Below are 23,470 nucleotides of genomic sequence, written 5' to 3' on the forward strand. Positions count from 1 at the left end.
CTGCATGGAACAGCCGCAGCAGTCAGCGCGACCGGAGGCCGGCAAGCCACCGCTGCGCGTCGGCATGGTCGGCTACGCGTTCATGGGCGCCGCCCACTCCCAGGGCTGGCGCACCGCGGGCCGCGTCTTCGACCTGCCCCTCCGGCCGGTCCTCGCCGTGCTCTGCGGCCGTGACGCGACCGCCGTACGCGCGGCGGCCGACCGGCACGGTTGGGCGGCGACCGAGACCGACTGGCGGGCGCTCGTCGAGCGGGACGACATCGACCTCGTCGACATCTGCACGCCCGGCGACAGCCACGCCGAGATCGCCCTCGCCGCGCTGGCAGCGGGCAAGCACGTCCTGTGCGAGAAGCCCCTCGCCAACACCGTCGAGGAAGCCGAGACCATGGCCGGCGCCGCCGAAGCCGCGTACGGAAACGGGCAGTTGGCGATGGTCGGCTTCAACTACCGGCGTGTCCCCGCCACCGCGCTGGCCCGGCGGATGATCGCCGACGGCCTCCTCGGCACCCTGCGCCACGTACGGATGACCTACCTCCAGGACTGGCTCGTCGACCCGGAGTTCCCGCTGACCTGGCGACTGCGCCGCGAACTGGCCGGCTCCGGCTCGCTCGGCGACCTCGGCGCCCACATCGTCGACCTCGCCCAGCACCTCGCGGGGGAGCGCCTGGCCGGGGTCTGCGGGCTCACCGAGACGTTCGTGCGCCAGCGGCCCCTGCCGGGCGGGGCGACCAGCGGCCTGGCCGCCGGATCCGGCACCGCGGGCACCGGCACGGTGACCGTCGACGACGCCGCCCTGTTCACCGGGCGCTTCACCTCCGGCGCCCTCGCCTCCTTCGAGGCGACCCGCTACGCCACCGGACGCAAGAACGCCCTGCGCCTCGAACTCAACGGCGACCGAGGCTCGCTCGCCTTCGACCTGGAACGCCTCAACGAACTGTGGTTCCACGACGCCACCGAACCCGGTACCCACGCCGGCTTCCGCCGCATCCTCGTCACCGAACCCGACCACCCCTACCTGGACGCATGGTGGCCCCCGGGCCACGGCCTCGGCTACGAGCACACCTTCGTCCACCAGGCCCGCGACCTCGTCCACGCCATCGCCGAGGGCCGCCGGCCCGAACCCTCCTTCGCCGACGGACTCCAGGTCCAGCGCGTCCTCGCGGCGGTGGAGGAGAGCGCCCAGAAGAACTCCGTCTACACCCCGATCGCCGACTGAGGAAGGCCCCCGGCATGCCGCGCAGGTTCACCGTCTTCACCGGCCGGTGGACCGACCCGCCCCCGGACGCCTACTCGCGCGCTCGGGGCACCACTTCGAGGTCGACAAGGCGCTCGCCGACCCCGCCTATCTCGCCCCGCGCCGCCGGCTCCCCGACGCGTACGACCTCGAGTGCTGGGCCGCCTCCCACCACTCGGTGCTTCACCGGCTCCGCCGGCCAGGTGTCCTTCGGCGACGTCCGGATCAAGGAACCGCCCGTCCAGGGCCACTGAACGGCGGCGGGCGGAGGACGCCGGACCTCCGCCCGCCGTCACCTCCCCTTCCTCCAGCGGAGGTTCCTCCACGACAAAGAGGCCGTTCCTGTCCGCGCCCCGCCTTCACGTTCGCGCGGCGGTCGAGCGAGCACCTGCACTCGCTGCGCGAGAAGTGCTGAACGCGCCCCCGCGCGCGTGAGGCGGCCCTCCCCGCATCCTGGCCGGGGAGGGCCGCCTCACGCGCGCGGGCCGTGCCCGCTCAGCCGGCCGCCGGCGGGGCGTGGCGCGCCCCGCCCGCTGCCGCCGACGCGGTGGCCACGGCCGCGGGAGTCGGTCACGTCAGGGTGGGGACGGTGCGCGGCGTCGGGGTGTGCCGGTGAGGCGCGGGCTGCGACGGGGCCGGGCGCCCGCGCCCTCGGCGTGGGGCGTGGGCGGGCGTCACGCCGTCTCCTCGCCGAGCGGTTGCGGGTTCGGGACGATGCGCTTGGCCTTGGGACGTCCGGGCGGGTGCAGGAACAGGGCGACGAAGCCCGCGAACAGGGAGATCGAACCCGCCAGGACGAACGCGCCGGCGTAGTCCCAGGCGCTCACCACCACGGCGCCCATGCCGGAGCCGAGCAGGCCGGAGACCAGCTTCGACGAGTAGACCAGGCCGTAGTTGGAGGCGTTGTTGTTCTCTCCGAAGTAGTCGGCGGTCATCGCGGCGAACATGGGGAAGATGGCGCCGCCGCCGAAGCCGGAGATCGACGAGAACAACAGGAACAGCGGCAGGTTCCCGATGTTCCCGGAGAAGAGGATGCCGTACTGCGACAGGCCGAGGACGATGCAGACGAAGATCAGGCACTGCTTGCGGCCGTACCGGTCCGACAGCCAGCCGATGACCCCGCGGCCCGTGCCGTTCACGATCGCCTTCAGGGACATCGCCGTCGCCACGATGCCGCCCGCGAAGCCCGCCTCGTCACCGAAGGGCACCTGGAAGGCGATGCCGAAGATGTTCACGCCCGAGGTGCACAGCAGACAGAACCACATGAGGGCCACCCGGCCCGTCCTCCACGCCTCCAGCGGGGTGTACTGGTGCACGGCCGGCGGGTTCTTCTCCAGCGCGCGCCGGGCACGCGCGTCGTCGGGCTTCTTCAGCGGGTCGACGTCGGCCGGCCACCAGTTCTTCGGCGGGTCGCGGAAGAAGTTGCCCGCCACCGCCACCACCGTGGCCAGGAAGAGGCCCACCGAGACCAGCACCCAGCGGAAGTTGGTGAGGTCCATGTAGCCGGTGAAGAGGAAGACGAACGGGACGGACCCGTAGGCGAAGCCGCCGTTCACGAAGCCCGTCTTGCCACCCTTGCGCTCCGGATACCACTTGGCGACCATGTTCACGCAGGTCGCGTACACCATGCCCGCGCCCATGCCGCTGAACATGCCGAAGCCGATGTAGGCGACGATCACGTGCGGCGCGAAGGCGAGCGACAGGTACCCCAGCAGTGTGCCGACCGCGCCGCACATCATCGCCCAGCGGGCGGGCAGCCGGCCGCTCTCGCGGAGCTTGCCCGCGGGGAAGGCCACCGCGGCCTGGAAGAACACCCACACGCCGAGCATCCAGAAGATGTGGCCGCTGCTCCAGCTGTGCGCCGTGTGCAGGGTGTCCTCGGCGGACGCGAACGCGTACTCGGCCGAGCTGATGCCCATCATGCCCACCCACGGCAGGATGACCATCCACTTGCGTTTGCGGCCCATGATGTCGATGTCGGTCTCACCGACGCGGTAGACGCGTCCGTTGGCGTCGGTCACCTCACGGTAGGGAACCGAGGTCGGTAGATCGGTCGTTGTCATGTCGTGTAGCACCCCTCGCGTCGAAAGTTCTGGCCAGCGCCCCCTGTCCAATGCCTTTCGTGTGCGCACGGGTCCCGGGGCCGGCCGACGCGCACCGTCGGCCGGCCCCGCGCCGGGTCACCTCATGAACCGCCCCCCAACAACCCCGCCGCGCGCGCCCAGCGGTACTTGGCGCCGAGCACGGCCACCGGCCTCTCGGTCGTGTACGGGTAGGCGACCACGCCCCGCTCATAGAGGTACTGGCAGGCCTCCTCGACCTCCACGTCACCCGCGAGCGACGCCACCACGGGCTTCTCGACGCCGCGTGCACGGAACTCGGCCACCACGCGCGCGGTGAGCTCGGCGAAGACCATCGGCGGGGTGACGATGGTGTGCCAGTAGCCGAGGACGAGCGCGTGGATGCGGGGGTCCTCCAGGCCGAGGCGGATCGTCGCCTCGTACGTCGACGGCGGCTCGCCCCCGGTGATGTCGACCGGGTTGCCCGCGGCGCCGAACGGCGGGATGAACTCCCGGAACGCCGCGTCCAGATCCGGCGGGATCTCCATCAGCGTCAGACCGTTGTCGGTCACCGCGTCCGACAGCAGCACACCGCTGCCGCCCGCACCCGTGATGATCACGACGTTGTCGCCCCGGGGAGTGGGGAGCACCGGCAACGCGCGCGCGTACTCCAGCATGTCGTTCAGCCCGGGCGCCCGGATGACACCCGCCTGCCGCAGGATGTCGTCGTAGACGGCGTCGTCGCCCGCCAGCGCCCCCGTGTGGGAGCCGGCGGCCTTCGCACCCGCCGCCGTCCGCCCCGCCTTCAGCACGACGACGGGCTTCTTCGGCACGGTCTCCCGCGCCGCCTCGACGAAGGCGCGCCCGTCCTTGAGGTCCTCCAGGTGCATCGCGATGCACTGGGTGTGCGGGTCCTCGCCGAACCAGGTCAGCAGGTCGTCCTCGTCCAGGTCCGACTTGTTGCCGAGCCCCACGATCGCCGACACGCCCGTCTTCGTGGTCCGCGCGAAGCCCAGGATGGCCATGCCGATGCCACCGGACTGCGAGGTCAGCGCCACCCCGCCCTTGACGTCGTACGGCGTGCAGAACGTGGCGCACAGGTCCTGCCAGGTCGAGTAGTAGCCGTAGATGTTCGGCCCCAGCAGCCGGACGCCGTACCGCTCGGCGATCGCCACGATCTCCGCCTGGAGCGCGTGCTCACCGGTCTCCGCGAAGCCGGAGGGGATGAGGACGGCGTTGGGGATCCTCTTGCGTCCCACCTCCTCCAGGGCCGAGGCCACGAACTTGGCGGGGATCGCGAAGACCGCCACATCCACCTCACCGGGAACGTCCGTGACACTCTTGTACGCCTTGCGGCCGAGGATGTCATCGGCGCGGGGGTTCACCGGATGGATGTCCCCGGCGAAACCGCCGTCGACGAGGTTGCGCATCACCGAGTTGCCGATCTTGCCCGGCTCGTTGGAGGCGCCGATCACGGCGACGGACGCCGGCTGCATCAGGCGGCGCATCGACGTGAGGATCTCCGCGCGCGTGTAGCGCCGTCGCTCCTTCACGGGCGTCTCGGACAGGATCACGCGGATGTCCGCGGCGACCGCGCCCCGGGGCGTGGCGATCACCGGGTTGAGGTCCACCTCGGCTATCTCGGGGAAGTCGGCCACCAGTTGGGACACCCGCCGGATCTGCTCGGCGACCGCCCACCGGTCCACCCCGGCCTGCCCGCGCACCCCGCGCAGCACGTCCGCCGCCCGGATCGAGTCCAGCATGGACAGCGCCTCGTCGGCGTCCACGGGAGCGAGGCGGAAGGTGACGTCCTTGAGCACCTCCACCAGCACCCCGCCCAGCCCGAACGCCACGACCTTCCCGAACGTGGGGTCGGTGACCGCGCCGACGATCACCTCCTGCCCCTTCGGCAGCAGCTCCTGGATCTGCACGCCGTCGATGCGCGCCGCCGCGTCGTACGCGCGCGCGTTGTCGACGATCGTGTGGAACGCCGCCCGTACCTCCGCCGCGCCCTCGACGCCGACGAGCACCCCGCCGGCGTCGGTCTTGTGCAGGATGTCCGGCGACACGATCTTCATCACGACGGGCCCGCCGAAGCGCGCCGCGTACGCCACGGCCTCCTCGACGTCCCGCGCCAGCTCCTCACCCGGTACGGCGATCCCGTACGCGTCCGCGACCACCTTGCCCTCGGGCGCGGTGAGCGCGGTGCGTCCCTCGGCCCGCACCGCGTCGAGCAGCGCGCGCACCCTCAGCACCCGGTCCTCGGCCATCACGTCAGATCACCCCGTTCGACTTGAGCAGGCGCAGCTCCTCGTCCCCGAGGCCGAGCTCGCCGACGTAGACCTCTTCGTTGTGCTCGCCGAGCAGGGGCGAACCGGTCACCTCGACGGGGGAGTCGGAGAGCTTGAGCGGGCTGCCGACGGTGACGAACTCGCCCCGCTCGGGGTGCGGTACGCGCACCACCATCTCGTTGGCGATCAGCGACCGGTCCTCGATGATCTCCTTGGTGGACAGGATGGGACCGCAGGGGATGTTGTGGGCGTTGAGCCGCTCCAGCACCTCCCACTTGGGCAGGGTCGAGGACCACTCCTCGATCAGCTGGAACATCTTGTTCAGCTTGGGCAGCCGGGCCTCCGGCGTCGCCCACTCCGGGTCGTCGGCCAGTTCGGGCCGGCCGATGAGCTCACTGATCGGCTTCCAGCCGACGGGCTGCACGATGACGTACACGTAGTCGTTCGGGCCGCCGGGCGCGCACTTGACCGCCCAGCCGGGCTGCCCGCCGCCGGAGGCGTTCCCGGACCGGGGAACCTCGTCGCCGAAGTCCTCGTTGGGATATTCGGCGAGCGGGCCGTGTGCCAGGCGCTGCTGGTCGCGCAGCTTCACCCGGCAGAGGTTGAGCACGGCGTGCTGCATGGCCACATTGACCCGCTGACCGCGCCCGGTGTTCTCGCGCTGGAACAGCGCCGCGAGGATCCCCGCCACGGCGTGGACGCCCGTGCCCGAGTCACCGATCTGGGCCCCCGTCGCCAGCGGCGGCCCGTCCTCGAAGCCGGTGGTCGACATCGACCCGCCCATGGCCTGCGCGACGACCTCGTACGCCTTGAAGTTGGTGTACGGGCCGTCCCCGAACCCCTTGATGGAGGCGTACACGATCCGCGGATTGATCTCCTGGATGCGGTCCCAGGTGAAGCCCATCCGGTCGACCGCGCCCGGACCGAAGTTCTCGACCATGACGTCGGAGCGCCGGATCAGCTCGGTGAGGAGTTCCTTGCCGCGCTCGGTCTTGGTGTTGAGGGTGATGCTCCGCTTGTTGCAGTTGAGCATCGTGAAGTAGAGGGAGTCGACGTCCGGGAGGTCGCGCAGCTGCTTGCGCGTGATGTCACCGGAGGGCGCCTCCAGCTTGACCACGTCCGCGCCGAGCCAGGCGAGCAGCTGGGTCGCCGACGGTCCGGACTGGACGTGCGTCATGTCCAGCACGCGGATGCCTTCGAGAGCCTTGGTCATGACAGGCGCTCCTCACTTGTACATGGTCTGGTTCATGGTTCCGGGGGCGTACGCGTCGGGGTCGACCCAGACGTTGATCAGCGAGGGCTTCCCGGATTCGCGGGCGCGCCGCAGCGCGGGGCCGATGTCGGCGGGGTCGCGCACCTCCTCGCCGTGACCGCCGAGCATCTGCGCGAACTTGTCGTAGTGGACGTCGCCGAGGGTGTTGCCGACCCGCTCGCGTTCCTTGCCGTACTTGGCGGCCTGGCCGTAGCGGATCTGGTTCATCGAGGAGTTGTTGCCGACGATGCCGACGAAGGGCAGGTCGTAGCGCACGAGTGTCTCGAAGTCCCATCCGGTGAGGGAGAACGCGCCGTCGCCGAAGAGCGCGACGACCTCCTTGTCGGGCCGGGCCTGCTTGGCCGCGAGCACGAACGGGACGCCGACGCCGAGGGTGCCCAGCGGGCCGGGGTCCATCCAGTGGCCCGGCGACTTGGGCTGCACGACCTGCCCGGAGAAGGTGACGATGTCGCCGCCGTCGCCGATGTAGATCGAGTCCTCGGTGAGGAAGTCGTTGATCTCGCTGACCAGGCGGTAAGGGTGGATCGGCGAGGCGTCCGACCGCAGCTGCGGCAGCCGCTTCTCCAGGGCGGTCTGCTCGGCGGCGCGCAGCTCGTCCAGCCACTCCTTGCGCCGCGACGCGCCCCCGTTGAGGCGCCCGGAGGCCGCCTCGGTCACCGACTTCAGCACCAGGCCCGCGTCGCCGACGATGCCGAGGTCGACGTCGCGGTTCTTGCCGACGGTGCGGTAGTCGAGGTCGATCTGCACGACGGTCGCGTCCGGCGACAGCCGCTTTCCGTAGCCCATGCGGAAGTCGAACGGGGTGCCGACGATGACGATGACGTCGGCGTTGGTGAAGGCGTAGCGGCGGGAGAGCTGGAAATGGTGCGGGTCTCCCGGCGGGAGGGTGCCGCGGCCCGCGCCGTTCATGTACGCGGGGAGGTTCAGTGTGCGGACCAGTTCGATGGCCGCCTCGGTGCCGCGGGTGGTCCACACCTGGCTGCCCAGCAGGATCGCCGGCTTCTCGGCGTGCACGAGCAGGTCGGCGAGCTTCTCGACGGCCTCCGGGTCGCCGGCCGAGCGGGTGGAGGCCCGGTAGGCGCCGGGCTGGGGCACACGCGCCTTCGCCACCGGCACCCTGGCGTCGAGGACGTCGCGCGGGATCTCCAGGAAGGACGGCCCGGGCGCGCCGTGGTAGCACTCGCGGAAGGCCATGGACACCATGTCCGCGGCGCGCGCCGTGTCCGGCACGGTCGCCGAGAACTTGGTGATGGGCGCCATCATGTCGACGTGCGGCAGGTCCTGCAGCGAGCCCATCTTGTGCTGGGTGAGGGCTCCCTGGCCGCCGATCAGCAGCATCGGGGACTCCGCGCGGAAGGCGTTGGCGACGCCGGTGACGGCGTCGGTGGTGCCGGGGCCGGCGGTGACGACGGCGCAGCCGGGCTTGCCGGTGATGCGGGCGTATCCGTCGGCGGCGTGGGCGGCGACCTGTTCGTGGCGGACGTCGACGACTTCTATGCCCTCGTCGACGCAGCCGTCGTAGATGTCGATGATGTGGCCGCCGCAGAGGGTGTAGATGCGGTCGACCCCCTCTGCCTTGAGCGCCTTGGCAACGAGATGACCACCGGAAATCACGTCCTGGGTGTCGTCGGGCATGGCGAAGTCCCGTCCCTTCGTAGGGGGTTGGAAGGCTCTCGCGGTACATTGCATACAGTCGACGAATACTGTATGAATCTCGTTATCCCGCATCCGGTGGGTGGTGTCCAGGGGGCGTGCGGCACTTTCAGTCATCGGAGTTCGGCCTCGCGATGACTTCGCAGACGGGAGCCGAGATGGACCTGTACGAACACCAGGCAAGGGAACTCTTCGAGGAACACGGCATCGTGGTGCCGCGCGCCGAGGTGACCGACTCGCCCAAGGAGGCGCGGGAGATCGCCCGCCGGCTCGGCGGCCGCGTCGTCGTCAAGGCGCAGGTCAAGACGGGAGGACGCGGCAAGGCGGGCGGGGTCAAACTCGCCGCCGATCCCGCCGCCGCCGAACTGACTGCCCGTCAGATCCTCGGGATGGACATCAAGGGGCACACCGTCGGCACGGTGATGCTCGCGCAACCCGTGGAGATCGCGGACGAGTTCTACGTCTCCTACGTCCTGGACCGCGCGGCCGGCCGGTTCCTCGCGATCGCCTCCGCCGAGGGCGGCATGGAGATCGAGGAGGTCGCCGCCAGCCGACCGGATGCCGTCACCCGTATGCACATCGCGCCGGCCGAGGGCGTGACCTCCGCGAAGGCCACCGAGATCGTCGAGGCGGCCGGACTGCCCGCGCAAGCCGTGGACGTCCTGGTGCGGCTCTGGCAGGTCCTGGTGCGCGAGGACGCCCTCCTCGTCGAGGTCAACCCGCTCGTCCGCACCCGGCAGGGCCGGCTCGTCGCCCTCGACGGCAAGGTCACCCTCGACGACAACGCCTCCTTCCGGCAGGCGCGTTGGGGCGACGTCGCCGCCGAGGACGGCGACCCGCTGGAGACGGCCGCCGCGGCCAAGGGCCTGAACTACGTCCGGCTCGACGGCGAGGTCGGCATCATCGGCAACGGCGCCGGACTCGTCATGTCCACCCTCGACGTGGTCGCCGGCTGCGGAGCCCGCCCCGCCAACTTCCTCGACATCGGCGGGGGAGCCTCCGCCCAGATCATGGCCGACGGCCTCTCCGTCGTCCTGTCCGACCCCGCCGTGAAGTCGGTCTTCGTCAACGTCTTCGGCGGCATCACCGCGTGCGACGCGGTCGCCGACGGCATCGTGCGCGCGCTGGACACCGTACGGCTGACCAAACCGCTCGTCGTCCGGCTCGACGGCAACAACGCCGCCCGCGGGCGGGCGATCCTCGACGAGCGCCGCCACCCGCTCGTGGAGCAGGCCACCACCATGGACGGCGCCGCCCGCCGTGCCGCCCGACTCGCCACCGCAGCCTGAAGGGGACCGGACACCATGGCCATTTACCTCACCAAGGAGAGCAAGGTCCTCGTCCAGGGCATGACCGGCGGCGAGGGCATGAAGCACACCCGCCGCATGCTCGCGGCCGGGACGAACGTCGTCGGCGGCGTCAACCCGCGCAAGGCCGGCCGCACCGTCGACTTCGACGACCGGGCCGTCCCCGTCTTCGGGTCGGTCGCCGACGGTATGCGGTCGACCGGCGCCGACGTCTCCGTCGTCTTCGTCCCGCCCGCCTTCGCCAAGGCGGCCGTCACCGAGGCCGCCGACGCCGGCATCGGCCTGGCCGTCGTCATCACCGAGGGCATCCCCGTCCACGACTCCGTCGCCTTCACCGCCTACGCGGCCGCCCGCGGCACCCGCGTCATCGGCCCCAACTGCCCCGGCCTGATCAGCCCCGGCCAGTCCAACGCCGGCATCGTCCCGGCCGACATCACCAAACCCGGCCGTATCGGCCTGGTCTCCAAGTCCGGGACGCTGACGTACCAGCTCATGTACGAGTTGCGGGACATCGGCTTCTCGACCTGTGTCGGCATCGGCGGCGACCCGGTCGTGGGCACCACCCACATCGACTGCCTCGCCGCCTTCCAGGACGACCCGGACACCGATCTCGTCGTCCTCATCGGCGAGATCGGCGGCGACGCGGAGGAACGGGCCGCCGCCTACGTCCGCGACCACGTCACCAAGCCGGTCGTCGGCTACATCGCCGGCTTCACCGCGCCCGAGGGAAAGACGATGGGGCACGCGGGCGCCATCGTCTCCGGCTCGTCCGGAACCGCGCAGGCGAAGAAGGAGGCGCTGGAGGCGGCCGGGGTGCGGGTGGGGAGCACACCGACCGAGACGGCGAAGCTCGTGCTCGACCTGCTGGGACATCGGCCCTGACGCCCGCCCGGTGCGGCCGGTCCGCGGCCGGCGCCGGAGCCGTACCGGGTCGCGTGCCGCGGCCCGCGGGCACCTCCGGCGTCCACGGCCCGGTACGGCCCCGGGCCCGCGCCGTCCCCCACCACCCCTCCAAGGAAGGCCCTCCTGGCCCCCTTCCTCTCGACCGTGCACCGAGAGCGGAGCAACCGCATGACCACCACCCTCACCCTCAAATCCGGCACCTCCTGGGCCGACGCCTGGCGCCGCTGCCTCGCCGCCGCCCCCGAGGCCTTCCGCGACGACCGGGTCCTCAACCTCTGGAACGGCGCCTGGCAGGCGGACGGCCGGACACTGCCGGCGACCAGTCCGGTCGACGGCAGCCCCATCGCCGGACCGCCCCGCCTGGACGGCGCCACCGCCCACCGGGCCGTCCGCGCCTCCCTGGACCAGCACCGCGCCTGGCGGCACCTCCCACCGGCGGAACGCCGCGCCCGCGTCGCCGCCACCCTCGACGCCCTCGCCGCCCACCGCGAACTCCTCGCGCTGCTGCTCGTCTGGGAGATCGGCAAACCGTGGCGGCTCGCGCAGGCCGACGTCGACCGTGCCGTCGACGGCGTGCGCTGGTACGTCGACGGCATCGAGGAGATGACGGCCGGGCGGGCCCCGCTGGACGGCCCGGTGTCCAACATCGCCAGCTGGAACTACCCGATGAGCGTGCTCGTTCACGCGGTGCTGGTGCAGGCACTGGCGGGCAACGCGGTCATCGCCAAGACCCCGACCGACGGCGGTGTCGCCTGCCTCACCCTGGCCTGCGCGCTCGCCGCCCGCGAGGGCGTCCCCGTCACCCTCGTCAGCGGCAGCGGGGGCGAGCTGTCCCAGGCGCTGGTGCGGGCGCCCGAGATCGGCTGCGTCTCCTTCGTCGGCGGCCGCGACACCGGCGCCGCGGTGGCCACGGCCGTCGCCGACCTCGGCAAACGGCACATCCTCGAACAGGAGGGACTCAACACCTGGGGCATCTGGAACTACTCGGACTGGGACGCGCTCAGGGCCGTGATCCCCAAACTCTTCGACTACGGCAAGCAGCGCTGCACCGCGTACCCGCGGTTCGTCGTTCAGCGCGGGCTGTTCGACGCGTTCCTCGCGGCGTACCTCCCGGCGGTGCGCACGCTGACGGTCGGACACCCGCTGGCCGTCGAGCGGCGCGACGACCCCTACCCGCGGCTGGACTTCGGGCCGGTCATCAACGCGGCCAAGGCCAAGGAACTGCACGACCAGGTCGCCGAGGCCGTCGACCGGGGCGCGGTCCCGCTGTACCGCGGGAGCCTCGCGGACGCCCGCTTCCTGCCCGGCCAGGACACCTCGGCCTACGTCCAGCCGGTCACGCTGCTCAACCCGCCGCCGTCCTCCCCGCTGCACCACGCGGAACCGTTCGGCCCGGTCGACACCATCGTCCTGGTCGACACCGAGGCGGAGCTGCTCGCCGCCATGAACGCGTCCAACGGCGCGCTGGTCGCCACGCTCTCCACGGACGACCGTGCCACCTACGACCGTCTGGCCCCGCACATCCGCGCGTTCAAGGTCGGCCACGGCGCGGCCCGCTCCCGCGGCGACCGCGACGAGCTCTTCGGCGGCCTGGGCGCGTCCTGGCGGGGTGCGTTCGTCGGCGGTGAGCTGCTGGTCCGGGCGGTGACACAGGGACCGGCGGGGGAGAGGCTGCCGGGCAACTTCCCGGACTACCAGCTGATGCCCTGACCTCCTCCCGTTCCCGGGCGGCGCCGACAGCGGTGGGCGCCGCCCGGCCACCGGGTGAGAAGCGCTCCGGACGGCAGTGCCGGCCGACCACCGGCCGTCGGCCGTCGACCGCCGACCGCCGACCGCCGGCCGTCGACCGCCGCCTGTGGCCAGGGCGTCGCACGGCGGCCGTGACCGTCCGGTCACTTCCCGTCGACGCCCCGGGGGCCTCCCTCGGACCGGACCCGGCCGGGCGTCCGGCCAGCGGATATGCAGGTGAGAGGCACTCCGAAAGCTTGGTATTGTTGTCCATGTCGCCGCGGGGAACACCCCCCGTGCTGCGGCAGACACCTGGTCCGGGTGGCGGAATGGCAGACGCGCTAGCTTGAGGTGCTAGTGCCCTTTATCGGGCGTGGGGGTTCAAGTCCCCCCTCGGACACTTATCACCCTCCGTATCGAGCGCAATTCGCTCGGTGAGCGGGGTGGTGGATCTGTCGACACGGCCCGTATCCGGGATTCCTCCGGATGCGGGTTTCGTTGTTTCTTTGACCTTTTCGGTCCGCGGAACGGTTCCGTACGCCTCCATTACCCCTCGAATGCCGCGGAACCCCGTTTATCGGTTGCCCCCGGCGAGGGGTGTCGCGCGGTTGTCGGGCCGCTGCCGACGCGCTCTCTGACGGGCAGTCAATGTTCATCAGGCGCCCCTATGTTGGCTGTCTGCGATCGCATCGTGTGGTGATACGATCACCGCGCTTGTAGAGCGGGCGGATGGGTGCAAGACGACATCCCCGACTACGGGGACAGTCCGGGCGGTGACCCCGGTGCGGGCGGTCCGCCGGTCCACCCGCATTGACGGGAATTCAGCAACTGGCCGTCAGTCGCCTGAAGAGAGTCTTATGACTGATTACATACAGAACCCGGTACTCTGGGCTCTCCTCGTCGCCGTACTCGCCGCAGCCGCCGTCATTGTTCGCCAGCGCAGGGCGGCGCGGACGTTAAGGCAGGAGTTCGCAGACCTCCGGGATCGGCACGCCGAACTGGAGAACGGGTACGCGAAATCCGTCGAGGCAGCCCAGGAAAGAGCCGAAGAGGCAACCAAAACGGTCCTGAAGTCCGCCATGCGGACGCTCCAGGGCCTCGCCGCGGAACAGCAGTTGATCGTCTCCCGGCTGCAGAACAAGTACGGCGAGTCGGTCATCCTCCAGGACCTGCTGGAGATCGACCACACGAACTCCCAGTTCGGCCGCCGCGCCCAGTCCATCGCCGTGCTCTGCGACGGCTGGCTGGGCCGCCAGCGCGACGTGGCCTCCGTGTACGACGTGGTCCGCAGCGCGCAGGGCAGGATCCGCCATTTCCGGCGGGTGGAAATTCTTTCGCAGGTCGATTTCGGCATCACGAGCCGTGCCGTCGAGCCGGTGGCACTCGCCCTCGCCGAACTCCTCGACAACGCGACCAGCTATTCCAGCCCCGACACGGTCGTCGAAATCAATATTCGCACCGTGCCCAAGGGTATTTGCATCGTCGTCGACGACGCCGGTGTCGGAATGAACGACGAGGAGCGGGCCCGCGCCGAGAAACTCCTCACCAGCGAGCGCGTCTCCGGGGTCTCCGGACTCGGCAACCCGCCGCAGTTCGGCTTCGCGGTGATCGGCGTGCTCGCCGAGCGCTTCGGTTTCGAGGTGTCCGTGGACTCCACCTCGCCCTACGGCGGCGTGCGGGCGGTCCTCCTCCTGCCCCACGACCTGCTCACCAACGCGCCCGAGCAGAAGGAACCGGCCCCGGTCGCACCCGCCGCCGCCCCCGTCCGCAGCGGCCCCGAACCCGCGCCGGCCACGACCACCACCGCGGACGGCCTGCCCAAGCGGCGCCGCAAGCGGCCGATGGCCATCGTGCCCGGCACCGCGTCCACCGCCCCCGCCTCCGCCCGCTCGGGCGCGGAACGGGCGTCGATCATGGGCGCCTTCCAGCGCGGCACCCAGACCGGCCGGGCCACGCATGCGGACCCCGCGGAACAGTCGAGCAGCACACGTGGTGCAAGCAGCGAAGGGCATGAGGTCTCGTGAACGACGATCTGTCATGGATGCTGGACAGCGCCCTGGAGATTCCCGGGGCCCTGCACGCCGTCCTGATCTCCGCCGACGGCCTGTTGATGGCCCGGACGCAGGACTTCGACAAGGACGACGCCGACCGCGTGGCCGCCGCGATGAGCGGCGTGCAGTCGCTCAGCCGCTCCCTCGCCTTCTTCTGCGAGGACGCGCAGCAAAGGTGGCGGCAGACGCTGGTCGAGTTCGACGGAGGCTGGGTCTTCCTGATCTCCGCCGGTGAGGGCGCCTACCTCGGCGTCTCCGCCTCCCCGGACGTCGACATGGCGGACATCACCTTCCGGATGCAGCAGCTCGTCGGCCAGCTCGGCAAGGCCCTGACGACGCCGCCGCGCGAGAACCTCGGCGTGCGGTCATGACCGGTTTCGACGAACTCGAGCCGCAGACGCCGGAGTTAGTGCGTCCGTACGTCATCACCAAAGGGCGCGGACTGCCCGACGAGGAGCAGCTCTCCCTCATCACGCTGGTCACGGCCGCCGCCGACCACCAGCAGCGGCCCACCCGGCTGTCCCCGGAGGAACAGAACCTGCTCGACCTGTGCTCGGCCGGCTACCTCTCGGTCGCCGAGATCGCGGGGCACACCCACCTGCCGCTCGGCGTGGTGAAGATCCTCCTCGCCGCCCTCACCGAGGGCGGCTACCTCATCACCCGCCCGCCCGTACAGCGGGCCCCCCTCGCCGACCGGGAGATCCTGGAGGAGGTGCTGAATGGTCTCAGGGCCAAGTTTGGATGAGACGGCGTACGTCCGCGGCGGCGCCACACAGACGGCCGTGAAGATCCTCGTCGTCGGTCACTTCGCGGTGGGCAAGACCACGTTCATCGGGGCGATCTCCGAGATCGAACCGCTGTCCACCGAGGAGACGATGACCCGCGCCGCGGAGTCCGTCGACGACCTCAAGGGCGTCCAGGGCAAGACCACCACCACGGTCGCCATGGACTTCGGCCGTCTCACCATCAGCGACCGCGTCGTGCTCTACCTGTTCGGAACGCCGGGCCAGCAGCGCTTCGTCCAGATGTGGGAGGACATGGCCCGCGGCGCGCTCGGCGCCCTCGTCCTCGTCGACCCCGAGCGGCTCGCGGACTCCTTCGCCGTGATCGACCTGATCGAGCAGTACGGACTCGACTACGCCATCGCCGTCAACCACTTCGACGGCGCCCCCCTGCGGGACGAGAGGGCCCTGCGCGAGGCACTGGACCTGCTCGACGACACCCCCGTCGTCACCTGCGACGCGCGGGACGAGCAGTCGTCGGCCGAAGCGCTCATCACCCTCGTTCGCCACCTGCAGGACCGTGCCCACTAGGAGCAGACATGGACCAGCCCACGGCTCCCGTGCCCCCGCCCGGGTGCCCGGCGCACAACAGCGGCGGCCGCGTGCCGCTGTACGGCCCGGAGTTCGCGGCCGACCCGCAGGCCTACTACACCTACCTGCGCCACTACGGGCCGACCGCGCCCGTCGAGCTCTCCCCCGGAGTCGAGGCCACCCTCGTCACCGACTACGCCACCGCCCTGCAACTGCTGCAGGACTCCGGCTCGTTCCGCAAGGACGCCCGGCGCTGGCGTGACCTCAACGACGGGAAGATCGCCCCGGACAGCCCGGTCGTGCCGGTCCTGGCGTACCGCCCCAACTGCATGTTCAGTGACGGCGCCGACCACCTGAGGCTGCGTCAGGCCATCACCGACACCATGGCCCGGGTGGACTCCCGCCGACTGAGCCAGTCCACCGAGCGGATCTCCGACTTCCTCATCTCCCGGTTCGCCGACCGAGGCTCGGCCGACCTGCTCGGCGGCTACGCCAGGCAGCTTCCGCTGTTCGTGTTCAACGAGCTCTTCGGCTGCACCGCCGACATCGGCGACCGCGTGTTCTTCGGCATCTCCGGCATGTTCGACGGCATCAACGCCGAGAAGGCCACCGCCGTGCTGTTCGAGGCCGTCGGCGAACTCGTCGCGCTCAAGCGGTCCAAGCCGGGCGACGACGTCACGTCCTGGCTGATGCAGCACCAGGCCGGGCTGACGGACGAGGAGATGGTGCACCAGCTCGCCCTGCTGCTGGGGGCGGGGGCCGAGGCTCTGGTCAACCTCATCGGCAACACCCTGCACCGGCTGCTCACCGACGACCGCTACGCCTACAAGGGCGGGCTGATCGAGGAGGCGATGGACGACACGCTGTGGGAGAACCCGCCCATGTCGAACTACGCGCCCCACTACCCGGTGTCCGACATGGAGTTCGCCGGCCGGCAGCTGACGGCGGGCGACCTGGTGCTGGTGAGCTTCGCCGCGGCCAACACCGGTCCGGCGCTGTCCGCGGCGCGCCAGGCGGGCAGCAGCCGGGCGCACCTGGCATGGAGCGCGGGACCGCACGCCTGCCCCTCCAAGGACCCCGCCCGGCACATCGCCGTCGCGGCCATCGAGAACCTGCTCAACAAGCTGCCCGACGTCGAACTCTCCGTGCCGGAGGACAGCCTGACCTGGCGTCCGGGGCCCTTCAGCCGGGGCCTCGCCACCCTTCCCGCACGGTTCACGCCGGTCCAGCCGGTGCGCCGCCCGACCGCGCAGACCCGCGCGGACACGACCGCGTCCCAGGGCGCGGCCACGACCCGGAAGCCCGAACGGGCCGGCGTGTGGAGCCAGTTCCTCAACTGGCTGACGAGGTGATTCACACAACATCCACGGCCTCCCCGACAACCGCATGATGGTTGAAGCACGGGGGTAGTGAGCACCACGGTATCCGTGTTGTTCACGAGAAGAAGGAGGTGTCGTGGACCTCATCCCCCTCGACGCCACCCCCGTCCGACCCTCCGCGGGACGACCCCGCAGAGGGCCGCACATAACCGGGGGGCGTACCACCGTCCCCACCCTCAGGTCCCAACTTCACAGGCAGCACAGCCGGATACCCGCCCCGCCAGGCGGGTATCTTCTTGCCCGCCCCACGGCGCCGGGGGAGTCCCGGTGACCGCCGCCGGGCTCGAAGGCCGCGGCACGTCGGGGGCGCCGACGCTCGGCGCCCTGACCGCCGGCCAGCTGGTGCGCCTGTGCGACGTCGCCGGGCTCGGCCTCGCCGACGCCTACGCCTACGCCACCGTACTCATCGAGGCGCTGGGCCCGGTCGCCGAGCGGCCGCTGAACCTCCCGCCGGTCTACCGGACCTACCTGTCCGACGACCACACACCGGTCGAGTACTCGCTCTCCTTCCTCCCGGACGGGGCGCCCGCACTCCGCGTCCTGCTGGAACCCGGCTACCCGGCGGGCGGGCGGATGGACCGGAACGGGCGCGCGGGACTCCGGCTGATGCGTGACATGGCACAGCGGTGGAACGTCACCACCGACCCGCTGGACGAACTGGAGGACCTGTTCTTCCCGCCGAACCCCCAGGGCCCGCTGGCTCTCCTGTGCGCCTTGGAGCTACGTCCCGGCGGCGTGCCCCGGGTCAAGGTCTACCTGAATCCGGCCGCTCGGGGAGAGGAACGTTCCGCCGAGACGGTGGCGGAGGCCCTGCGCCGGCTCGGCCACCGGCGGGCGTCCGCGTCACTGCCCGCGGCCGACGGCTACCCCTTCCTCGCCCTCGACCTGGGTGACTGGGAGTCGCCCCGCGTCAAGGTCTACCTGCGCCACGACGGCCTCGCCGCCGAGGAGGCGCCCGCCCTGTGCCGTATGGACCCCGGCCCCGGCCCGGCGGAGCTCGAGGAGTTCGTCCGGACGGCGACCGGCCTGGACGCGGACTCCTCCCGGACGGGCGGCACGACGGCGCGGCTCACCGGGCGGCCCGTCCTGACCTGTCACTCCTTCACCGGGACGGACGGCGACGGCCCCGGCGGCTTCACCCTCCACGTCCCGGTCAGGGACTACGCCCGGCACGACGAAGAGGCCATGGCCCGCGCCGTGACCCTCCTCGGCCGTTACGGCATGGACCCCGCCCCGCTGCTGCGTGCAGCGGCCGCCGTCACCTCCCGGCGGCTCGAGGACGGCGTGGGCCTCATCGCCTACCTGGCGCTGGCCCACCAGCACGGCCGCCCGCCGCGCGTGACGGCGTACGTCTCCGCGGAGGCCTACGAGGTCCGCCCGCCCCTGGGTCTCAGGCCGGCCCGGGTCGCGACCGCCGGCGGGCGTTAGCGCACGTCAGGGGAGCCGTACGCCGATGTCGCCGGACCGCTCCCCTGGTGCACCGCGGCACCCGTCCGCCCCGCCGTGGTACCGCCGCCGCCCGGACCGGCCGGGCGGTGCGACGAAGCGGGCCGGCGTGTGCCGGAGACACCGGCAGGGCCGGCCGCCAGGTGAGTACGGACGACGGACTGTCACACTCGCGCCGAGCTGTCCGGGTGCGGCGCCGCACTGCCCCGCGAGCAGTGCCGACGTACCGTCACTTCGCGCACTCCTCCAGGTACGGCGTCACGCTCCCCGCGAGCACCGCCGACGCCCGTCACACCTCGCGCAGTTCCTCCAGGTACGGCGCCACGTTGACCTGGATCGACGCGCCCTCCGTCTGCCCGTACTGGCCCGCGATACCGCCGAGGTGCGCGGCGATCTCCTTGCGCATGACCTCCGGCTCCGGCAGGACGGTCTCACCCGTGATGATCCGCGCGACCCAGCGTGCCTGGGCCTCCACGAGCCGGGTGATGGAACCCAACGGGCGGATCAGGCCGATGAAGTACAGCCCGGGGCGGTCGGCCGCCACGATCCGCTTGTACAGCTCGACCGAGCCCCGCGGGCCGACCGGGCACTCGGCGGGCAGGAACGGGAAGGCCATCCGGTAGCCGGTGCAGTAGACGATCGCGTCGGCCCGCGCGGAGGTGCCGTCGGTGAAGGCCACCCGGTCGCCGTCGAGGAAGTCGATGGAGGGTCTGGGCGTCACCGCGCCGTGCCGGATGCGGCTGAGGATCTCGTCGGAGATGGTGATCGCCGAGGCGAAGACCGGGTGGTCCGGCTCGGGCAGGCCGTAGTTGGCGAGCTTGCCGCGCACCACGAGCAGGGCCTGCTCGACGAAGCGGCGCTGCTCGGCCAGGGACATGCTCGTCCACCACGGGGCGTCGGCGATCTCGTCGAGCGACATGCCGAAGAGCTGCTTGGGCAGGATGTGCAGCCCCCGGCGCACGGACAGCAGGGTCCGCGCGGCGTACCGGGACAGGTCCGCGGCGATGTCCACCGCCGAGGCACCGAGCCCCACGACGACGACGTCCTGTCCGGCGAAGTCGCTGCCGTCGCGGTAGTCGAGGGCGTGAAGAATCGTTCCTGTGAAGGTGCCGGAGCCGCGCGGCGGAGCCGGCATCGACGGCTCGGTGTTGTGCCCCGAGGCCACCACGACGTGGGAGAAGCTCCGGGTGGTGCGTGTGCCGCGGCCGTCCACGGCGACGACCGTCCACGAGCCGTCGGCCTCCTGCCGCACGGACTCGACGGTCGTCTCCAGCTCGATGTGGTCCGGGAGGTCGGCCCACTCGGCGAAGGCGCGCAGGTAGGCGGCCACCTCGCTGTGCCGGGGATAGAGGGGGTAGGACCCCGGCATCGGGTAGTCGGCGTAACCGGTGAGCTGCTTGGCGGTGTTGAGGTGCAGGGAAAGGTAGCCGGGGCCGCGCTCCCCGGCCTGCGGACGGCGCCAGATGCCGCCGACGTCCGCCGCCTTCTCCAGACAGACGAAGTCGATGCCCTGCGACTTGAGGGCGTGGGCGGTCGCCAGTCCCGACAGGCCCGCACCGATGAGACACACACTCACGGTTTCCCCCACAGGAAAGACACCATCCTTTCGCGCACGCGCATTGACTGCCCAACCGTCACTCCTCTCACACCAGCGACGAAGATCACAGACCTCGCGTCGGTGCGCCGGGAAGCCGGTGACGCTACGCGCGCGCGGACGCCCACAACCCCCGCACGTGACCCAGGTGCCGGGTCATGACCTCCCGCACGGCCCGCTCGTCGCGGGCCAGCAGCGCGTCGAGGAGCTCCAGGTGTTCCTCGGCGGAGGCCAGCAGCCGGCCGGAGGCGGACAGCGCGGTGAGGCCGTACAGGCGCGCCCGGCCGCGCAGGTCGCGGACCACCTCGACGAGGTGGGCGTTGCCGGCCAGGGCGAGCAGGCCGAGGTGAAAGCGGGTGTCGGCCTCCACGTAGGCGATGAGGTCGCCCGCCACCGCGGCGGTGACGATCTCCCGGGCCGCCGGACGCAGCGCCTCCAGCGACACCGGGTCGGCACTCGTCGCCAGCGCCACCACCGTGGGGATCTCGATCAGCGCCCGCACGTGCGTGTACTCGTCGAGCTGCCGGTCGGAGACCTCGGTCACCCGGAACCCCTTGTTGGGGACCGCGGCCACCAGGCCCTCCTTGGCGAGGTCCAGCATCGCCTCGCGCACCGGGGTCGCCGAGACACCGAAGCGAGTGGCGAGCGCCGGCGCCGAGTACACCTCGCCCGGCCGCAGTTCACCCGCGATCAGCGCGGCCCGCAGGGCGTCGGCGACCCGCTCGCGGTAGCTGCTCCGGCGGCCCCCGAGCACCGGCAGAGCGGGTGCGGGCACCGGAGCGGCGGGCGAGGGGCTGCTGCGGGGGGCGGCCATCGTGGGTCTCCTCGGAGCGGGCTGTGCCATGTCACGTGGCATCAGTATCCACCGGGCGGGTCGGGGGCCGAGCCCCACGCCCCCTCCCGCACCGGTCGACGTGCGCGGCCGGGACGCGCACCCATGCCGGCGTGCGCGGCCGGGACGCGCACCCATGCCGGCGTGCATGGTCAGAGCACGGAGTCGATCGGTGTGCACGGGCGGAGCGCGGACCCCGGCCGGTGTGCATGGTCAGAGCACGGAGTCGATCGGTGTGCACGGGCGGAGCGCGGACCCCGGCCGGTGTGCATGGTCAGAGCACGAATCCGCCCGGGAACGGGTCCGTCGGGTCGAGCAGGTACTGCGCGGTGCCCGTGACCCAGGCCCGGCCGGTGAAACTGGGCAGGACCGCGGGCACACCCGCGACCTCCGTCGTACCGAGCAGCCGGCCGGTGAAGCGGGTGCCGATGAAGGACTCGTTCACGAACTCGGTGTGCAGGGGAAGTTCACCCCGCGCGTGCAGCTGCGCCATGCGCGCGCTCGTCCCCGTACCGCAGGGCGAGCGGTCGAACCAGCCCGGATGGATGGCCATGGCGTGCCGGGAGCGGCGGGCGGTGGCCCCGGGCGCGTACAGGTGGACGTGGTGGCAGCCGCGGATGGACGGATCCTCCGGGTGGACCGGCTCCGCCTCCGCGTTGATCGCCTCCATCAGCGACAGCCCGGCGCGCAGGATGTCGTCCTTGCGGGAACGGTCGAAGGGCAGCCCGAACTCCTCCAGCGGCAGGATCGCGTAGAAGTTGCCGCCGTAGGCCAGGTCGTACGTCACCGCGCGCCCGTCGGGCAGGGTGATCTTCCGGTCCAGGGCGACCGCGAACGACGGGACGTTGCGCAGGGTCACCGCCGTGGCCGCGCCGCCCTCCACCGCCACCTCGGCGACGACGACCCCCGCCGGGGTGTCCAGGCGGATGGTCGTGACCGGTTCGACGACCTCGACCATGCCCGTCTCCACCAGCACGGTCGCCACACCGATCGTGCCGTGCCCGCACATCGGCAGATAACCGGAGACCTCGATGTAGACGACGCCCCAGTCGCAGTCCGGGCGGGTGGGCGGCTGGAGCACCGCGCCGCTCATCGCGGAGTGGCCGCGCGGCTCGTTCATCAGCAGCTGCCGCACGTCGTCGCGGTGCTCACGGAAGTACAGCCGCCTCTCGTTCATGGTGGCGCCGGGGATGGTGCCGATGCCGCCGGTGACGACACGGGTGGGCATGCCCTCGGTGTGCGAGTCGACGGCGTGCAGGACGAGTTTGCTGCGCATGACATCCCTTTCCCGCGGGTGGACATTCCTGAGGCCGGTACTACGCGAGACCCGCGGCGACGGCCTTCTCGGTGGCCGCGCGGACGGCCGCCTCCTGCTCCGGCAGCAGCGGGACACGCGGCGGCCGGCACCGTCCGCCGTGCCGGCCCACGACGTCCATCGACAGTTTGATCGCCTGGACGAACTCCACGCGCGAGTCCCAGCGCAGCAGCGGGTGCAGCCGACGGTACAAGGGCAGCGCGCTGGTGAGGTCGCCGGCGACGGCGGCACGGTACAGCTCCACGCAGGCCTGCGGCAGCGCGTTGGGGTAGCCGGCCACCCAGCCCTTGGCGCCCGCCACCGCCAGCTCCACCAGGACGTCGTCGGCCCCGACCAACAGGTCCAGCTCCGGGGCGAGTTCGGCGATCCGGTAGGCACGGCGGACGTCGCCGGAGAACTCCTTGACGGCGTGCACCAGGCCCTCGCCGTGCAGCCGGGCGAGCAGTTCGGGCACGAGGTCGACCTTGGTGTCGATCGGGTTGTTGTACGCCACGACCGGCAGGCCCGCCTTCGCGACCTCCGCGTAGTGCGCGAGGACCGCGCGCTCGTCGGCGCGGTAGGCGTTCGGCGGCAGCAGCATCACCGCCCCGCAGCCCGCCTCCCGGGCCTGCTCGGCCCAGCGGCGCGCCTCCGCGGAGCCGTACGCGGCGACCCCGGGCATGACCCGGTCCCCACCGACCGCGGCCACCGCGGTCTCGACGACCCTGGCGCGCTCCTCGGGCGTGAGCACTTGGTACTCGCCGAGCGAGCCGTTCGGTACGACGCCGTCGCAGCCGTTCGCGACGAGCCAGGCGCAGTGGTCGGCGTAGCGGTCGAGGTCGACGCGGAGGTCGTCGTCCAGGGGGAGGGCGGTGGCGACGAGGACGCCGCGCCAGGGATGGGATCGGGGAGCGGTCATGGGTGAGGGCCTCTCTTCCGGGTCGTTCGGGAGCGGGTGCTCCGGCGTGGCGTGTGACATATCACTGAAGTGAGCGGGCGGGCGGGCGCGTAGGCGGGGGTGTGTGCGTGCGGGTCCGGCTCCGGGCGCGGGTACGGGGCCGAGTACGGGTCCTGGTCCTGGTCCTGATCCGGGTACGGATGCGGGTCTCCGT

18 protein-coding genes and 1 tRNA gene are annotated in these 23,470 nt (G+C 71.5%); 11 read left to right on the forward strand and 8 right to left on the reverse strand.

Annotated elements, in window-relative coordinates; translation table 11 throughout:
- Nucleotides 1-4 precede the first annotated feature (4 nt).
- Nucleotides 5-1,216: a Gfo/Idh/MocA family protein gene (locus ACIHAR_RS10625; RefSeq protein ID WP_400018550.1), complete on the forward strand. Its 1,212-nt coding sequence runs from the start codon at nucleotides 5-7 to the stop codon at nucleotides 1,214-1,216.
- A gap of 692 nt (nucleotides 1,217-1,908) precedes the next feature.
- On the opposite strand, the gene ACIHAR_RS10630 is transcribed toward ACIHAR_RS10625, so the two are convergent.
- From ACIHAR_RS10630 to ACIHAR_RS10645, 4 genes are all read right to left on the reverse strand, one after another.
- Nucleotides 1,909-3,297 carry an OFA family MFS transporter gene (locus ACIHAR_RS10630; RefSeq protein WP_365457887.1) on the reverse strand — a complete coding sequence of 463 codons (1,389 nt, stop codon included), beginning with the start codon at nucleotides 3,295-3,297 and terminating at the stop codon, nucleotides 1,909-1,911.
- A 122-nt stretch (nucleotides 3,298-3,419) separates the two neighbouring features.
- Nucleotides 3,420-5,564, reverse strand: a complete 2,145-nt coding sequence (locus ACIHAR_RS10635) for an acetate--CoA ligase family protein (RefSeq protein WP_400018552.1) — start codon at nucleotides 5,562-5,564, stop codon at nucleotides 3,420-3,422.
- Nucleotides 5,565-5,568: 4 nt separating this feature from the next.
- Nucleotides 5,569-6,798 (reverse strand): formyl-CoA transferase, encoded by a 1,230-nt coding sequence (gene frc, locus ACIHAR_RS10640; RefSeq protein ID WP_365457893.1) that lies wholly within the window; start codon nucleotides 6,796-6,798, stop codon nucleotides 5,569-5,571.
- A 12-nt stretch (nucleotides 6,799-6,810) separates the two neighbouring features.
- On the reverse strand, nucleotides 6,811-8,493 hold the full coding sequence (locus ACIHAR_RS10645; RefSeq protein ID WP_400018555.1) for a thiamine pyrophosphate-binding protein: 1,683 nt from the start codon (nucleotides 8,491-8,493) through the stop codon (nucleotides 6,811-6,813).
- A 176-nt stretch (nucleotides 8,494-8,669) separates the two neighbouring features.
- Here ACIHAR_RS10645 and sucC point away from each other — a divergent pair, with 176 nt between their 5' ends.
- From sucC to ACIHAR_RS10695, 10 genes are all read left to right on the forward strand, one after another.
- Complete coding sequence (sucC, locus tag ACIHAR_RS10650; RefSeq protein WP_400018613.1) at nucleotides 8,670-9,800, forward strand: ADP-forming succinate--CoA ligase subunit beta; 1,131 nt, start codon at nucleotides 8,670-8,672, stop codon at nucleotides 9,798-9,800.
- A gap of 15 nt (nucleotides 9,801-9,815) precedes the next feature.
- Nucleotides 9,816-10,700 carry a succinate--CoA ligase subunit alpha gene (gene sucD, locus ACIHAR_RS10655; protein ID WP_365457899.1) on the forward strand — a complete coding sequence of 295 codons (885 nt, stop codon included), beginning with the start codon at nucleotides 9,816-9,818 and terminating at the stop codon, nucleotides 10,698-10,700.
- A gap of 189 nt (nucleotides 10,701-10,889) precedes the next feature.
- Entirely contained in the window at nucleotides 10,890-12,431 is a 1,542-nt protein-coding gene (locus tag ACIHAR_RS10660) for an aldehyde dehydrogenase family protein (protein WP_400018557.1), read from the forward strand.
- A 333-nt stretch (nucleotides 12,432-12,764) separates the two neighbouring features.
- Nucleotides 12,765-12,849: transfer RNA gene (locus ACIHAR_RS10665), tRNA-Leu, on the forward strand.
- A gap of 457 nt (nucleotides 12,850-13,306) precedes the next feature.
- Entirely contained in the window at nucleotides 13,307-14,473 is a 1,167-nt protein-coding gene (locus ACIHAR_RS10670; protein ID WP_365457905.1) for an ATP-binding protein, read from the forward strand.
- A complete protein-coding gene (locus ACIHAR_RS10675) occupies nucleotides 14,470-14,871 on the forward strand; it encodes a roadblock/LC7 domain-containing protein (protein WP_264925766.1) in 402 nt (133 codons plus the stop codon). The genes ACIHAR_RS10670 and ACIHAR_RS10675 overlap by 4 nt, the downstream gene beginning before the upstream one ends.
- Nucleotides 14,868-15,245, forward strand: coding sequence for a DUF742 domain-containing protein (locus ACIHAR_RS10680; RefSeq protein WP_365457908.1), 378 nt, complete (start codon nucleotides 14,868-14,870; stop codon nucleotides 15,243-15,245). Before ACIHAR_RS10675 ends, ACIHAR_RS10680 begins: the two co-directional genes overlap by 4 nt.
- Nucleotides 15,220-15,813: an ATP/GTP-binding protein gene (locus ACIHAR_RS10685; RefSeq protein WP_365457911.1), complete on the forward strand. Its 594-nt coding sequence runs from the start codon at nucleotides 15,220-15,222 to the stop codon at nucleotides 15,811-15,813. The genes ACIHAR_RS10680 and ACIHAR_RS10685 overlap by 26 nt, the downstream gene beginning before the upstream one ends.
- Before the next feature lie 8 nt (nucleotides 15,814-15,821).
- Nucleotides 15,822-17,165, forward strand: coding sequence for a cytochrome P450 (locus ACIHAR_RS10690; RefSeq protein WP_400018559.1), 1,344 nt, complete (start codon nucleotides 15,822-15,824; stop codon nucleotides 17,163-17,165).
- A 294-nt stretch (nucleotides 17,166-17,459) separates the two neighbouring features.
- A complete protein-coding gene (locus ACIHAR_RS10695; protein WP_400018562.1) occupies nucleotides 17,460-18,620 on the forward strand; it encodes a tryptophan dimethylallyltransferase family protein in 1,161 nt (386 codons plus the stop codon).
- A gap of 307 nt (nucleotides 18,621-18,927) precedes the next feature.
- Here ACIHAR_RS10695 and ACIHAR_RS10700 read toward each other — a convergent pair whose 3' ends face one another.
- From ACIHAR_RS10700 to ACIHAR_RS10715, 4 genes are all read right to left on the reverse strand, one after another.
- The gene (locus ACIHAR_RS10700; RefSeq protein WP_400018564.1) at nucleotides 18,928-20,214 is read right to left on the reverse strand and encodes a flavin-containing monooxygenase; all 1,287 of its coding nucleotides are present in this window, start codon (nucleotides 20,212-20,214) and stop codon (nucleotides 18,928-18,930) included.
- Between the two features lie 124 nt (nucleotides 20,215-20,338).
- A complete protein-coding gene (locus tag ACIHAR_RS10705; protein WP_400018566.1) occupies nucleotides 20,339-21,046 on the reverse strand; it encodes a GntR family transcriptional regulator in 708 nt (235 codons plus the stop codon).
- A gap of 292 nt (nucleotides 21,047-21,338) precedes the next feature.
- Nucleotides 21,339-22,340, reverse strand: coding sequence for a proline racemase family protein (locus ACIHAR_RS10710; RefSeq protein ID WP_365457926.1), 1,002 nt, complete (start codon nucleotides 22,338-22,340; stop codon nucleotides 21,339-21,341).
- A 40-nt stretch (nucleotides 22,341-22,380) separates the two neighbouring features.
- Nucleotides 22,381-23,277: a dihydrodipicolinate synthase family protein gene (locus ACIHAR_RS10715; RefSeq protein WP_400018568.1), complete on the reverse strand. Its 897-nt coding sequence runs from the start codon at nucleotides 23,275-23,277 to the stop codon at nucleotides 22,381-22,383.
- Nucleotides 23,278-23,470 lie beyond the last annotated feature (193 nt).

Source organism: Streptomyces sp. NPDC052016 (assembly GCF_044548445.1).
In the GTDB taxonomy this organism is placed as follows: domain Bacteria; phylum Actinomycetota; class Actinomycetes; order Streptomycetales; family Streptomycetaceae; genus Streptomyces.

Coding starts and splice junctions, on each gene's coding strand:
- ACIHAR_RS10715 (WP_400018568.1), bottom strand. CDS start 23,277: ATGACCGCTCCCCGATCCCATCCCTGGCGCGGCGTCCTCGTCGCCACC.
- sucC (WP_400018613.1), top strand. CDS start 8,670: ATGGACCTGTACGAACACCAGGCAAGGGAACTCTTCGAGGAACACGGC.
- ACIHAR_RS10625 (WP_400018550.1), top strand. CDS start 5: ATGGAACAGCCGCAGCAGTCAGCGCGACCGGAGGCCGGCAAGCCACCG.
- ACIHAR_RS10685 (WP_365457911.1), top strand. CDS start 15,220: ATGGTCTCAGGGCCAAGTTTGGATGAGACGGCGTACGTCCGCGGCGGC.
- sucD (WP_365457899.1), top strand. CDS start 9,816: ATGGCCATTTACCTCACCAAGGAGAGCAAGGTCCTCGTCCAGGGCATG.
- ACIHAR_RS10630 (WP_365457887.1), bottom strand. CDS start 3,297: ATGACAACGACCGATCTACCGACCTCGGTTCCCTACCGTGAGGTGACC.
- ACIHAR_RS10690 (WP_400018559.1), top strand. CDS start 15,822: ATGGACCAGCCCACGGCTCCCGTGCCCCCGCCCGGGTGCCCGGCGCAC.
- ACIHAR_RS10680 (WP_365457908.1), top strand. CDS start 14,868: ATGACCGGTTTCGACGAACTCGAGCCGCAGACGCCGGAGTTAGTGCGT.
- frc (WP_365457893.1), bottom strand. CDS start 6,798: ATGACCAAGGCTCTCGAAGGCATCCGCGTGCTGGACATGACGCACGTC.
- ACIHAR_RS10645 (WP_400018555.1), bottom strand. CDS start 8,493: ATGCCCGACGACACCCAGGACGTGATTTCCGGTGGTCATCTCGTTGCC.
- ACIHAR_RS10635 (WP_400018552.1), bottom strand. CDS start 5,564: ATGGCCGAGGACCGGGTGCTGAGGGTGCGCGCGCTGCTCGACGCGGTG.
- ACIHAR_RS10670 (WP_365457905.1), top strand. CDS start 13,307: ATGACTGATTACATACAGAACCCGGTACTCTGGGCTCTCCTCGTCGCC.
- ACIHAR_RS10660 (WP_400018557.1), top strand. CDS start 10,890: ATGACCACCACCCTCACCCTCAAATCCGGCACCTCCTGGGCCGACGCC.
- ACIHAR_RS10705 (WP_400018566.1), bottom strand. CDS start 21,046: ATGGCCGCCCCCCGCAGCAGCCCCTCGCCCGCCGCTCCGGTGCCCGCA.
- ACIHAR_RS10710 (WP_365457926.1), bottom strand. CDS start 22,340: ATGCGCAGCAAACTCGTCCTGCACGCCGTCGACTCGCACACCGAGGGC.